Origin of the sequence: Neptunicoccus cionae, assembly GCF_002860325.1 — a bacterium.
GTDB lineage: Bacteria > Pseudomonadota > Alphaproteobacteria > Rhodobacterales > Rhodobacteraceae > Amylibacter > Amylibacter lutimaris.
In genome coordinates this window covers 974045-987326 of sequence record NZ_PKOJ01000001.1, presented here as the reverse complement: position 1 = coordinate 987326, position 13282 = coordinate 974045, and the positions used below count along the sequence as shown (strand labels likewise).

The following is a 13282-nucleotide window of genomic DNA, read 5'->3' as shown; positions in this document are numbered from 1 at the left end:
CGTATCCTCAATCCAGCGCCGGGGTGAAGCGCAAGTCGTACTCACCACGGTTCGGGCGCGTTTCGAGGGTAAGCTTCGCCACCATCGTCATACCCGGCGTCAATGCAGCATCTGCCGGTGCATCCAGAAGGCTTCGCAGTATGGCGCCATCTTCGGTTTGGATAGAGCCCACAACGAAGGGTTCTTTATATTCCGTGCCAACCGGCATATGCACCAGCGCCGATGCGATCAGCGTCCCGCGACCGGTAAGCGTCTTTGGCGCAAGTTCGGTCGATCCACATTCCTCACAGCCATAGTTCTGCATTGGAAAAAATATGGCGCCACAGCTTTTACACGTGCCGCCGATCAAAGCAGGACTTGAAGGTAGTGCTTCTGTCCCTTCCTGCTGAAACAATGCCGTTGTAGAATTGGTCATCTCGAATTCGCCTCCCTAACGATGGCCACAAGTGTTAAATACTTGCTTGCTAAATGACAAGTATTTAAAAGGCCGACGTTAGCGCCCGATAGCCCCTGTCAGATGTGCCACGCACACATCAAGCGACAATCACTGGATCATTCAGCGCTTAATGATTTTTTCAGATTTTGGATGAACGCTTCACCCAATTTGACGTTTTCATAATCGGGGTCAAGAACAGCAAAACCGAGCTGCCCCCGCAGGAAGGCATAAATGATCCCGGCCTGAAGGTCGGAATCGACATCTTTGCGAATTGTTCCGTTTTCAATGCCCAGTTCGATTTCCTGCTTCAGAACGGAAAGTGCCTGATTGTGCAGTTTGGTCATGGTCTGCTTCAAACTGTCTTCAAGCTGGGCATGGGTGAATAGGAATGTAAGCGCTTTGACCCGTTCAAGCTTGGAAGACACAAGGTAATGGCGGATCAAGCTGGCGATTCGTTTAAGACCGTGTTCGCGCACTTCCAGCTTTGCTGCATCAACGTAGAATTCGTTGACAACATATTCTGCGACCCTGTTCTGTAGCTCTATCTTGGACCCGAAATAATGCCCCGGCAGACCACGGCTATACCCCGCCCGATCGCCGACTTCTGCAAGTGAAAATCCGTCAAATCCTTTCATCGCGACCAATTCCGTTGCAGCCACTATCAATTTTTCTTCCGCCTCTTCGCGGCGTTCCGCTTGAGTCCTGCGTTTCTTAGTTTTTACGGCTGTCGCCATCGGTCAATCCAGTTCTTGTCTGTGTAAGTGCAGATCCAAGATACTGCCTGTATTCATGCAGGCCATGTATCCTTTCAAGGCAGCACATTTTTTATAGTATGCAATTGTTTATTGGCCGTCCAGCCAATGACCGGCACGACAGGTTGTCACCATAGGCATCGCCACAGCAGCGCAATTTATCCCCCCACCTGATGATACCCCTTGACGGATTGCAACCCGCCACAATAATACTTGCTTGACGAACAGCAAGTAAGTGAGCCTGACTCGGGGAGGATCGAGTCAGTTGAACAGCGCAAGGGAGGATTTGCGATGAGCACACCTGTAAGCTCGACCTGTACAATGGGGGAATTATTTGATCGCGCGATACGGCGCTTTGGCGACAGACCCGCGATCGTCGACGGTAAAAGCAAACTGACGTACCGCCAGCTGGGCGCCAGAATTTCACAGTATAAATCTGCTTTTGCGGCGCTCGGCCTCAAGAACGGCGATGCCGTGGGGATGCTCGTAACGAACACCATCGAAGCCTATTGCGTGATGGCTGCCTCAATCTGCATGGGAGTGCGATATACTGCGTTGCACCCGATGGGCAGCCTTGATGACCACTTGTTCATCATCGGCGACTCTGAAATCGACCTGCTCGTTGTTGAGTCGACAGCTTATGCCGCACGGATCGAACCGCTTTCAAAAGCGTGCAAGATCGCGACTCTGGGGCCGTTGGAAGGTCACACTGACATCAGTGCCCTTGCCGACGAACAAACGCCCGGCGACCTGTCCCCGACACTTGATCCATCGCAGATTGTCTGTGTTGTTTATACAGGCGGAACGACCGGAATGCCCAAGGGCACCATTCACCGTCATCCATCCTTTGTGAATAGTGTTCAAACTGTCTTGGGCGAATACGAATGGCCGGCAGAGACCCGGATGCTGATCGTTGCTCCCATTTCTCATGCGGCAGGTTTGCTGGTGCTTCCTGTGTTGCTTAAGGGCGGGATGGTCGTCATGGCCAACGGCTTCACCCCGACAGGCTTCCAGTCAACGATTCTTGAACACAAGATCACAGCGACCTTTGTTGTGCCGACGATGATCTACGCTCTTTTGGATCATCCTGATGTCGTCGCTGAAAAGATGTCCTCGTTGGAACTGGTCATCTACGGTGCCTCGCCCATTTCGCCGTCCCGTCTTGAGCAGGCGCTCAAATTTTTCGGTTCGGTATTTATGCAAGGATACGCGCAAACCGAAGTGCCGTTGCAGATCACCATCCTGCGCCGCGAAGACCACGATCCTGCGCGGCCAGAATTGCTGGCGTCCTGTGGACACCCGACTGCGTCCGTTCAAACCGCGATTCTTGATGAAAATGATCAACCTGTCGCTCGCGGGGAAATCGGAGAACTGTGCATTCGCAGCCAGTTGGTGATGGAAGGGTATTGGAAGCGTCCTGAAGAGACTGCCGAAGCCTTCCGCTCGGGCTGGCTGCACACCGGCGATATGGCGCGCGAGGATGACGAAGGGTACCTCTATCTGGTTGATCGCAAGAAAGACATAATAATTTCCGGCGGCTTCAACGTCTATCCGCGTGAGGTTGAGGATACCCTGTCAAGCCACCCTGATATTGCCAACGTTGCCGTCGTGGGATTGCCACATGACAAGTGGGGCGAGGCGGTCACTGCTGTTGTTGTGCAGCGCGAGGGTTGCACAATTGACCACGCTGCACTGGCAGATTTCGTCAAAGAAAAGAAGGGTCCAATCTATGCGCCCAAGGCCATCCATGTTGTAGACGCGATCCCGCTTACAGCGATTGGAAAACCTGATCGCAAAGCCGTTCGCGCCCTGCTGAGCCAATGACGTTTATCTGTTCGAAGTCGGAAGCAGCAGCTTGCGAGTTGGCAATACTGGAGGTGCAACAATGACTTATATCAAGACTTCAACGGTCGATCATACGCTGATCATCACGCTTGACCGGCCCGATGCACGCAATGCTTTCAACCTCGCCATGTCCGAGGAGATGGAGGCAATCATCGACCGCTATGAGGACGATATCAATCTGCGCTGCGCCATCATTCAGGCGAATGGTCCTACATTCTCGGCCGGTCAAGACCTCATCGCGGCAGCAAAGGGTGAACGCTCGGTCACGAAGGGACGCGGTGGTTTCGGAATCATGAGCCGCCCGCCCAAGAAACCCCTTGTCGCGGCGGTCGAAGGTCAGGCGCTTGCAGGCGGGATGGAATTGACGCTGTGCTGTGACATGGTCGTGGCGTCAACCAGCGCGGTGTTCGGGTTGGCCGAGGCAAAGCGCGGACTGGTCGCAATCGGCGGGGGCTGCTTCCGCCTGCCCCACCGCATCCCCCATAACATCGCGATGGAAATGATCATTACGGCCGAGCCGCGCTCCGCCCAAGACATGCACAGCTTTGGCTATGTAAACAAACTGGTGGAACCGGGCAAAGCCCTTGAGGGTGCGATGGAGTACGCGACCCTGGTCACGCGCAATGGTCCGCTCGCCACCGTGGCATCCAAAGAAATTGCCTACCGCTCTGCCACCGAACAGTGGCGTGACGAGGACGGCTGGCGGATTCAGGAAGACATCATCAAGCCGGTGCTGGCTTCTGACGATCTGATGGAAGGCCTCGCCGCCTTTGCCGAAAAACGCGACCCCGTCTGGAAAGGAAAATAACCATGAATACACTTAAAGGAAAAGTAGCGGTTGTGACCGGTGGTGCGCAAGGCATCGGATACGCCATCACAAAGAAGCTGGTGAGTGAAGGTGCCAAAGTCGTGTTTGCCGACGTCGATGCCGAAGCGTCCGCGAAGGTCGAACAGGAACTGGGTTCCAACGCCAAGGCGCATGTCGGTGATCTGCTCGACCCCGAGGCGCCCAAGGCACTGATTGGCACTGCTGTCGATGCGTTCGGCGGCGTGGATATCGTGGTCAACAATGCCGGATACCACTGGGACGCGATGTTCCACAAAATGAGTGAAAAGCAATGGCAGGCCATGCTCGACATTCATATGACAGTGCCCTTCCGCGTGCTTCAGGCGGCTGCACCCGTCATGTTCGCTGCCGCCGCCGAAGACGCCAAAGCAGGCCGCGAAGTCATGCGAAAGGTCGTCAATGTATCCTCGCTTGCCGCGTCTTTTGGCAACATCGGCGCGTCCAATTACTCTGCGGCCAAGGCCGGCATGATCGGGCTCACCAAATCGCTTGCCAAGGAATGGGGTCCGCGCAAGATCTGTGTGAACTCTGCAGCATTCGGTGTGATCCAGACCCGCCTTGGCCTGCCCCAAAGCGAACAGAACCAGATTAAAGTCGGTGGCGAAGAGGTCAGCTTGGGCGTCCCGGTCAGAACCTTGCAGGCGATGGGCATCGACCATGAGACAAAAACTGAAGACGTATACAAGCCGCGTGAGATCAAGCAGATCCCACTAGGGCGGGCGGGCCACATCGACGAGGCAGCGGGTCTCGTCTACTTCCTGTGTTCCCCTCTATCCGATTATGTCACCGGTCAGGTAATGTCTGCAAGTGGTGGTTCCGGTGGCGGGATGTCCTGATACTTTAACCCGTTGAGCGAGGGGGGTGATCTCCCACCAAGTCGGAGAAATATCCGTGCTCCGTCACCCGAGGGTTTAGTCGGGATACATCCGAGCAAAATCCGCCTTCGAACAAACTTCACATTCAGTCGCAAGTTAATGCGTTGCACTTGTCCAAGTTAATCTAAGGAACCCAACATGAAACTCATGCAGGAAAAAGACCTTCAATCCGAGTTGGAAATCGACGCTAGAATGCAGGGCCTTAATAGCCGCTATGACTTCGCGCCTTCATGTACAAATCTGGAGAATCCGGAAGGAAAACCGGAAACCGCGCATACTAGGAAAATGCTGAAAAAGATGGCGGGTGTGGAGCCGGTTTACGATCCGGCTTACGCAAAGTAACTGGCCATGATGAATTGGACTGGTGACCCGTTGTCCGACAAGGCTGTGTTGTCGATCCGGCGGGGCGGGCGTAATCCCCATGAAATCACTGCAAAGTTCCTCGAAGGCGGAATTGATGCTGTGGAAAATCCGCCCGAAGAACTGGTTCAGATTTGGAAAGAGGTTTCTGAAGATCCGGAATGGCTGGATTGGGAGAAACTGGAGCGCGGCGCCAAGGTGTTCCGCCGGTTTGGTGTATTCGCTTACCAGTTCGCAGGGACAATTTCGATTGACGGGTACCGGTCGAACAACATCAGTCGGACTTTGATGTCGACAGGTCAATACAGCGATAAGACCGCATTCAAGCGGTTCCTGCTCACTTGCAACTTCTGGATGCAGGTCTCTGAAGAGGGTGGCATGCGCCTGCACGGTGAGGGCTGGAAAGTGGCTCTGCGCATCAGGTTGCTACATACTCTGATCCGCCGGGCTGTATACGGCAGCGATCGCTGGGATGAAAAAGAACTGGGCATGCCAATCAATCAGCTGGGCCTTTTGGCAGCACCTGTCCTTGGATCGGCAGCAATGGGCATTTTCACGCGGGCTTTGGGCTATCGTACGACTGATGCCGAAATCGAGGACATGAACCATCTTTGGCGCTATATCTGCCATATCATGGGGTATCAGGGAGAAGCCAAATTTCCTGAAACAGTTGAAGAATCTGTAAAAGCCCTTTTCCATCTCAGCTGTATCAGCGTGAAGACCGACGATGACGACGGTATCCGCTTGGGACAATCCTACATCGACAGCTTCACACCACCCGACGATCTTCGGGGCTGGACCAAAGTCAAACGGTGGGCCGAGCATAAAGTGAACATTGCCCATCTGATGATGTTCGTGCCACCGGAATCCCGCGCGTTGCTGAATGTTCCAAATTCCCGTTTCTGGACGCTCGCCTATTTCATGACACATGCGCCGAAAATGTTCATTCAGGATACACGCCGTAAAAAGAGTAAATCCTACGCCGAAAAGTTGGACCGGCGTATGACAGAACAACGCAGAACGTGGGTGAAACGCCAGCTGAGCGAAGCGGGTTTGGTCTATCGGCCTCAATCCAAATTCTAGGCACGCACGATTCAATCCGTCGGCGCGGAGTTGTATTTCAAGCAGGGCTGCAGGGGATAAACCCGCATTTTCTTCATGCGCGCCACTGGTAAGGCGGCGTCCACAAGTCCGATATTCGTAAAATTTTACGATATTGCAGCAACTTAAGACCTGACACTTTCCTGTTCACAAACCGGGAGCCGGACCAATAATATACTTGCTTTCCAACAAGCAACATTTAAACTCTGTTGAGGAGAAGTCGCGCGGATCACCGGGAGGTTGGTGGGCCCAAGCGACACTGAGGAGGAAATCGGGAAAATTCTACTATCGCTCGCCAGCCGTATCTGCGGCGACGGGCCGGCCACCCGCGCTGTGTCTTCATCACAGCGATGGCCAATCAAAACGAAGGAGGATCGTTATGTACCTGAAGAAAACTATTGCCATTACAGTCGCGTCTTTTGCGCTCAGCGCGAGCATCGCGTCGGCGCGTGAAGTCACTTATGCACATTTCCTGCCTGCTACGGGTACCATCAGGGATGCAACTGTTGATTACTTTACACGCGTGTCCGAAGCGACCGGTGGCGAGCTTACATTCAAGACATTCTGGGCGGGCGCCATGGGCGGACCTGTGGAAATGATGGACAGCATCGGCAGTCAGGTGATTGATGCAGGCGGTATTGTTGATGCCTATATCCGGGCCAACATTCCCACTGCCGCGATGTTTGCCGATTTCGGTCAGCCAGTATCGTCCTACGCCGATATGCTGGCCTACTCGGCTGCCGTAACCGAACAGCAGCTGCTTGGCTGTCCGGAATGCACAGCAGAATATGAAAACAATAACGTCAAACTGCTCGCAACGACAGCTACGGCACCCTACTACATCATGTGCAAACCCGAAGTGACGTCGACAGCCGACATGGAAGGCAAAAAAGTGCGTGCCGTTGGCACCGCCGGACCTTTGATGAAGCAGATGGGTGCAGTTCCCGTATCCGTCACCACTGCGGAAATGTACGAGGCCATGCAGCGTGGTCAGGCCGATTGCACCGCCGGCTCCGCCGCTTGGCTGGATGACTACAAACTTGGCGAATTCGTAAAATCCATGATCGACGAACCGATCAACGATTACATCAGCTCGGGCAATATCCTGTTCAACCTTGATGTGTGGAACGGCTTTACCGATGCGCAACGCGCCAGCCTTATCGCCGAGCTTCCTTCCTTCATAGCAGAGATCAATTTTGAAGGGCTTGCTGACGCGGACAAAGCGATTGAAGCCGCAAAAGCCAACGGCATGCAACTTGTCGAACCCGATGCTGAATTCCAGACGATCATAACCGATTTCCGGAACGGTACATGGGATCACGCCATTAAGACAGCAGAAGGCTCAGGGGTGACCGTTGCCGGTCGTGTAGCAGAAGACTTTCAGGCGCTGGTTGAAAAATGGAGCGGGATCGTTGCGGAAATCGGCATGGATCAGGACGCCTATACAGAAGCATTGAGTCGGGAAATCTACTCTAAGCTGCCAAACTGACACCTGACAAAAATGCGGGCGATCAGAACGGTTGCCCGCACCTTTCGAATTTCAGCGGGGCATTTCACGACCCTGCTCGACCATTTCGACGCCACGTTTCAGAATTGGAGCAACAATGAACAGGTTGGTTCACTATGCGAATTGGGTAGCGAGAATCCCAGCGATGTTTGCCGCGCTTCTCATCGGTGCGATGATGCTTTTGGTGGCTTCAGACGTCGTTCTCAAATACCTCTTCAATGCGCCCGTTCCCATGACTTTAGAACTTGTCGCTGCGTACTTCATGCCCGCGATTTGTTTTCTGACTCTTGGCAATGTGACCCGCACGGAATCCCACCTGGAGGTGGAGCTGTTCACCCAGACCATGACGGGGCGGCCTCTGGCAGCAATCAAGCTTTTCGGCTGCCTTTTCGGGATTATCTACGGGCTGTACATGATCGAACTGGCAATTGCCCAAGCCATGAAAATGACGGCCAGAGGTGAATACTGGGAGGCAGCGACCATCCGTATGCCCGTCTGGCCTGCCCGGTGGTTTTTCCCAGCAGGAATTGCGCTGATGATCTTGTGGCTGTTCCTGCTCGCTGTTTCACATATTGCCGTTGTGCTGACTGGCCGGTCCCCCATCGTGGGTGAGATTCCGGAATTGAACGAGACCAAACATTCTGCGGGACCCAATCATGACTGATCTTGCCATTGGCGGCGGCGCCCTTGTTGCCATCCTCATCCTGCTCTCCTTGCGTGTTCCCATCGCGTTCGTTCTGGGCGGGGTCTCATTCGTTGGCATCATCCTTGTTCGGGGATGGAATGCAGCGCTCAATATGCTCGGCACTCTGCCGCACAGTTTTGCCTCGTCGTGGGAGCTTTCTGCCGTGCCGATGTTCCTGCTCATGGGCGCGGCGGCGTTCCAGACCGGCCTGACACAAAGCCTCTATTCAGCCGCGAGACTCTGGCTGAACAAGCTGCCCAGCGGACTGGCGGTTGCGACCAATTTCACCGCCGCAGGATTTGCCGCAGCCTCTGGATCTTCGGTGGCAACATCGGCTGCTGTCGGACGGTTGGCGATTCCGGAGATGCTGAAGTACGGCTATGACAAGGGTCTCGCCACCGGCACCGTCGCGGCGTCCGGAACGCTGGGCGCGGTCTATACGCTGATGATCATTTTGCGCTGTATGAAGTCACCCGAACTTGCGCCGAAAATGACGGAACAGGTTACCCTGAAAGAGAAGATGCAGGCGCTGGCTGCCGTCTGGCCAATGCCGGTTCTGGTTCTGGCCGTCATTGGCTCCATCTACTCCGGCATCGCCACACCGACCGAAGCAGGCGCGGTTGGGGCCGTAATGGCTTTCGTCATCGGGGCCGCCAAGGGAAAGCTGACCTGGGCAGTCCTGTGGCGCAGCATGGACGACACGATGAACACAACCGCTTCGCTGTTCTTCCTCGCCATCGGTGCCGTGATCCTGACGCGCTTTCTGGCCATTGCCGGCGTCCCTACATTCATCGCGGAAGTGGTGTCTGACTTGGGCCTCGGACCCATTCAACTGGTCATTGCCATGGCCATCGTGTTCCTACTGCTGGGCATGTTCCTTGACCCCATCGGGGTCATGCTCGTGACGCTTCCGATCTTCCTGCCCGCGTTTGAAGCCGCCGATCTCAACCTGATCTGGATCGGTGTCATCGTTGTCAAGATGATCGAGATCGGCCTGCTGACACCGCCGGTCGGAATAAACGTCTATGTGGTAAAACAGGTCGCAGGGGAAAGCGTGCCGCTATCGACTGTGTTCAGAGGCGTAAGCTGGTTCCTCGCCTGCGAAGTGTTCATCATGGTGCTGCTCGTTGCTGTTCCGGCATTGTCGCTGTGGTTGCCAGCCTACATGGGTCATTAAGACCCGACAATCCGCATAAATCTTTTGCAGCAGGTCTGGTTTCAGACCTGCTGAAGTGGTCCGGCAAATCTGTATAGAAAAACTGGAGCACTTCAGTGGATTATTCATCAATGCATAGCAAGCAACGCAGGCTAATGTACTATTTTAGAAACAAGTCGCCCTCCTGAAGGGTTGGGTTCCTATTTTAAAAGGCTATTAAAATAAATATTATAATGCGTGATGATGTCGCTATTGGCATCGAAGGCCAAAGTGACATGCACCCCTTGTTTTTTACTAGTAGTCGGGTCGAATTCGGCTATCCCAAATTCAGAAAGGAGGCTAAATGGCGAAAGTTTCCGATTTTTTTCGATATTCCAATAAGATGAAACAAACCCACGCGATCCACCACTAGGATTATAGTGCGTAATAAAACCTTCTTGCTCAAGTTTTCTTGAGACTTTTTCCGTGTCTTTGAAGTGTGCAGCCGTTTGAAATAAGCACACATAGGCCTGCTCCTGCGTTCTCATTCTCTTCCAGTCTACGCGCTCACTGTTATTTAGAAGGCATGACCGGTAATCTGGAAACTTTCGAAAGGCGCGCGCATACCTAAAGCGCTGCATAAGCTTATTATTTCTATCGGAAGTGGGACGTTCGTTCTGAATAAATTTATAATCGACTTCTTGCTCGACCTTACTAACAAACTTGGCAAGCGTATGGGTAGTCAACGCGCTCCAGTTTCTCACGACGGAGATTGAAGCCAGAACCAGTGCAAGCAGCAGCAATACCTGGATTGTTCTTCTTAAAACTTCCTTTAAGAAGCCGAAAATATTCATATAAACGAACCTACAAACTCAACCTATGACTGCATATTGAAGATGAGCCTTTTCCGTGTCGAGGCTTTTTCACGAGCATCCACGAAGCTGCGCTGCAAAAACCTGCACGGCGCTTGAGGTTAAAAGCGGTCAATCTAACCGCCCCACTCTGCCGCTTATATCTACGCCCAGTAAGTTTCAAAATCACGATCAGGGGCGTAAGGTGTCCAGTTTCAAGCGCCCGCATCTTGACCCGCGAAGCCTACATATTTTTCGGAATAAGGAGATGGAACGGATGGTGCCGCTGAAGGGACTTGAACCCCCGACCCATCGCTTACGAAGCGATTGCTCTACCAGCTGAGCTACAGCGGCTTTCCGATTTATTCATCTGCCTTGAAAATTCGGGTTTTGCAAGCCTTTTGGCAGTGTAATTGTGGTCAAACCGGACCGCGTCCAGCCCCGCATGCAACACGCTGCAACGAAAAAACCGGACGACCTGCTGGCCATCCGGTTTGAAAAATTTATGTTGGACGGGCACCCCTGCCCACGACGCTTTTCGCGTGGGGCGGAAGGTTCCCGTAAGCACGTTTAGTTGTCCGAGGTGGCAACAGCTTTGACGCCTTTTACGGCCAGTTTACCAGCGCCCACGGCACCTTTGACGGCTGTTTTGGTTACGAAACCGGCGGTTGCGCCTGTGGCATCGGCCACCTGATTGGTCGAACATGCGGACACGGCAACAGCGGAACCCAGTACAGCGGCAATCATCAATTTTTTCATCTTTTCATCCTTCCAGATCTCATGTCGCGTGGTTGTCAAAACCGGTTCACACGAACCTTCGCCAGGGGAGCGACCTTTCCCCAATCTAAGCCAGGCAAATTAGTGTGCCGCCCGTTTTGACTTGTTGATGAAGATATACACCCTAGCCTTACCAGCGCATAACGAATAAGAATTATAGTTCAGACGCGTATTGCTTATGGATGGACCGATGGACATCACCCTTATCAAGACATTTCTGGAAGTTGCGAATTCCGGTTCCTTTGTAGCGGCTTGCGACAGGCTATTCGTGACCCAATCGGCCGTAAGCCTGCGCATCCAGCGGCTGGAGGACAGCCTGGGACATCCGCTGTTCCACAGATCCAAAGCCGGTGCGATCCTGACACCGGCTGGTGAACAGTTTGAACGCTATGCCCTCAGCCTGTTGAAGCTGTGGGAGGAAGCCCGACAGCAGATCGCCATTCCCGAAGGATACAGCCGTGCGATCAGCATCGGGGCGCAGTATTCCCTGTGGCCCAGACTCGGGTTCCGATGGCTCGACGTCATGCAGACCGCAATGCCCGAACTCAGCGTTCATGCGGAACTGGGCATGGCCGATCGTATCACCCGCTTTCTGGTGGAAGGCATGGTGCAGGCCGCACTCCTATATACGCCCCAACTACGCCCCGGGCTGATTGTCGAGCCTGCCCTTGAGGACGAATTGATCCTCGTCGCCTCTTATCCGGATGCGACTGTGGACAAGCAGCAAGATTATGTCGCCGTGGATTGGGGACCGGAATTCACCCATGCGCTCGCGATCAACCTTCCCCATCTGACGGATTCGGGGCGTTCCATGGCGCTGGGGGCGTTGGCCATGGAGTATGTGGTCAACCGGCACGCCACAGCCTATTTGCCCGCCCGCTCCGTCAGACGGCATGTGAACGCGGGAAAGTTGCATATTGTGGCGGACGCGCCACGGTTTCACTACCCCTCATGGGTGGTGTACCGCGACGATCTGGATGCGGATATTGCGGAGCTTGCCCGCTCGACGCTGGCAGAAGTGGTGCAAGCCGTTGATAAAGAACAGGAAGATCTGATCACCCAGATTGAAACGATGGAAGATTACCACACAGAGCAAACGCCGGAAATATCAAACGAGTAATACTCGTTTTATACATCATTATTACGAATTTAACTTATACGATTGGGTTCCTTATATCTCAATCCAGCAGAGATGCTCCCGATCAATGGCAATGATGCCTGATGACGGATCACCTTATTGGGAAGGAATGACCCATGAACAAATTCGTAAGCCTGGCCACTGTTTCCGCGCTGGCCCTGATGGTCGCGGTTCCTGCCGTTGCACAACAAAAAATCACCGGTATCGAAGCGCTGAACGACCAGATCGATGACATCACAGATGACGCAAAAGACGATCTGGACAATCAAAATGACTCCGAGCGCTTTGGCCCGAACGGCGTTGCACAAGGCTGGCGCGGCTCTTTCGCCCTGTCTGCCTCCGGTACATCCGGCAACACTGACACTGGCGAAGTTTCCGGCGCAGGCCGTCTGACCTTTGGTGCAGGCGACTGGAACCACCTGATCGGCTTTGCAGTTGAATACGGTGAAGCCAATGGTACCAAAAGCGAAGAGAAAATCTTCGGTACCTATGAAGGCAGCCGCTACTTTACGCCTAAATGGTACGGTTTCGGGCTCGCACGGGTTCAATACGACGGGTATCTGACAAACGCAGCCGGTGTACCTTTTGCCGGTGACGAAACAGACGCGTTTCTGGGCTTTGGTGCCGGCTACCGTATCCTGAACAGCGACAACCACACATGGCGTGTGCAGGCTGGACCGGGTGTACGCTACTTTGAATCCGTGAACGGCAACTCTGACACAGAAGTCGGCTTCATTGCCTCGTCGCGCTACTACTATGCGTTCAACGACACAGTGTCGTTCACCATGGACACCGATATTCTGGGGTCTGACGTGAACACGATCCTGTCCAACGACGCAGGCATCAACTTCAAGATGTCCGACAACATGTCGACCCGTGTGAGCTATCGCACCGACCACAACACAGATCCGACAGCGGGCCTGAAATCTACCGATAACACTCTGGGCTTGTCTCTGGTGATCGGCTTGTAACG

The 13282-nt window shown here is 53.8% G+C and carries 14 protein-coding genes and 1 tRNA gene; 10 read left to right on the top strand and 5 right to left on the bottom strand.

Annotated elements, in window-relative coordinates; genetic code table 11:
* Positions 1–7 precede the first annotated feature (7 nt).
* Together C0U40_RS04785 and C0U40_RS04780 are read right to left on the bottom strand one after the other, a co-directional pair.
* Complete coding sequence (locus tag C0U40_RS04785; protein ID WP_101654560.1) at positions 8–415, bottom strand: Zn-ribbon domain-containing OB-fold protein; 408 nt, start codon at positions 413–415, stop codon at positions 8–10.
* 137 nt (positions 416–552) lie between these two features.
* Positions 553–1170 carry a TetR/AcrR family transcriptional regulator gene (locus C0U40_RS04780; protein WP_101654559.1) on the bottom strand — a complete coding sequence of 206 codons (618 nt, stop codon included), beginning with the start codon at positions 1168–1170 and terminating at the stop codon, positions 553–555.
* Positions 1171–1479: 309 nt separating this feature from the next.
* Here C0U40_RS04780 and C0U40_RS04775 point away from each other — a divergent pair, with 309 nt between their 5' ends.
* The 8 genes from C0U40_RS04775 (at position 1480) to C0U40_RS04740 (ending at position 9585) form a co-directional block, all read left to right on the top strand.
* On the top strand, positions 1480–3012 hold the full coding sequence (locus C0U40_RS04775) for an AMP-binding protein (RefSeq protein ID WP_101654558.1): 1533 nt from the start codon (positions 1480–1482) through the stop codon (positions 3010–3012).
* Positions 3013–3073: 61 nt separating this feature from the next.
* Positions 3074–3841: a crotonase/enoyl-CoA hydratase family protein gene (locus C0U40_RS04770; RefSeq protein WP_101654557.1), complete on the top strand. Its 768-nt coding sequence runs from the start codon at positions 3074–3076 to the stop codon at positions 3839–3841.
* 2 nt (positions 3842–3843) lie between these two features.
* The gene (locus C0U40_RS04765) at positions 3844–4716 is read left to right on the top strand and encodes an SDR family NAD(P)-dependent oxidoreductase (RefSeq protein ID WP_101654556.1); all 873 of its coding nucleotides are present in this window, start codon (positions 3844–3846) and stop codon (positions 4714–4716) included.
* Positions 4717–4893: 177 nt separating this feature from the next.
* Positions 4894–5097, top strand: coding sequence for a hypothetical protein (locus C0U40_RS04760; protein ID WP_101654555.1), 204 nt, complete (start codon positions 4894–4896; stop codon positions 5095–5097).
* 6 nt (positions 5098–5103) lie between these two features.
* On the top strand, positions 5104–6198 hold the full coding sequence (locus C0U40_RS04755) for an oxygenase MpaB family protein (RefSeq protein WP_101654554.1): 1095 nt from the start codon (positions 5104–5106) through the stop codon (positions 6196–6198).
* Positions 6199–6595: 397 nt separating this feature from the next.
* Positions 6596–7705 (top strand): C4-dicarboxylate TRAP transporter substrate-binding protein, encoded by a 1110-nt coding sequence (locus tag C0U40_RS04750; protein ID WP_101654553.1) that lies wholly within the window; start codon positions 6596–6598, stop codon positions 7703–7705.
* A gap of 163 nt (positions 7706–7868) precedes the next feature.
* Positions 7869–8387 (top strand): TRAP transporter small permease subunit, encoded by a 519-nt coding sequence (locus C0U40_RS04745; RefSeq protein ID WP_180957618.1) that lies wholly within the window; start codon positions 7869–7871, stop codon positions 8385–8387.
* A complete protein-coding gene (locus C0U40_RS04740) occupies positions 8380–9585 on the top strand; it encodes a TRAP transporter large permease (RefSeq protein WP_101654551.1) in 1206 nt (401 codons plus the stop codon). Before C0U40_RS04745 ends, C0U40_RS04740 begins: the two co-directional genes overlap by 8 nt.
* Before the next feature lie 179 nt (positions 9586–9764).
* Here the strand turns inward: C0U40_RS04740 and C0U40_RS04735 are convergent, their stop codons facing one another.
* From C0U40_RS04735 to C0U40_RS04725, 3 genes are all read right to left on the bottom strand, one after another.
* Positions 9765–10397: a hypothetical protein gene (locus C0U40_RS04735; protein WP_101654550.1), complete on the bottom strand. Its 633-nt coding sequence runs from the start codon at positions 10395–10397 to the stop codon at positions 9765–9767.
* Positions 10398–10672: 275 nt separating this feature from the next.
* Positions 10673–10748 (bottom strand) — tRNA-Thr (locus C0U40_RS04730).
* A 216-nt stretch (positions 10749–10964) separates the two neighbouring features.
* Positions 10965–11153: a hypothetical protein gene (locus C0U40_RS04725; RefSeq protein ID WP_101654549.1), complete on the bottom strand. Its 189-nt coding sequence runs from the start codon at positions 11151–11153 to the stop codon at positions 10965–10967.
* Between the two features lie 208 nt (positions 11154–11361).
* Between C0U40_RS04725 and C0U40_RS04720 the strand changes: the two genes are divergently transcribed.
* Both C0U40_RS04720 and C0U40_RS04715 read left to right on the top strand, forming a co-directional pair.
* On the top strand, positions 11362–12291 hold the full coding sequence (locus tag C0U40_RS04720; RefSeq protein ID WP_101654548.1) for a LysR family transcriptional regulator: 930 nt from the start codon (positions 11362–11364) through the stop codon (positions 12289–12291).
* Positions 12292–12425: 134 nt separating this feature from the next.
* Positions 12426–13280 carry a DUF481 domain-containing protein gene (locus tag C0U40_RS04715; RefSeq protein WP_101654547.1) on the top strand — a complete coding sequence of 285 codons (855 nt, stop codon included), beginning with the start codon at positions 12426–12428 and terminating at the stop codon, positions 13278–13280.
* The last annotated feature ends 2 nt before the right edge of the window (positions 13281–13282 follow it).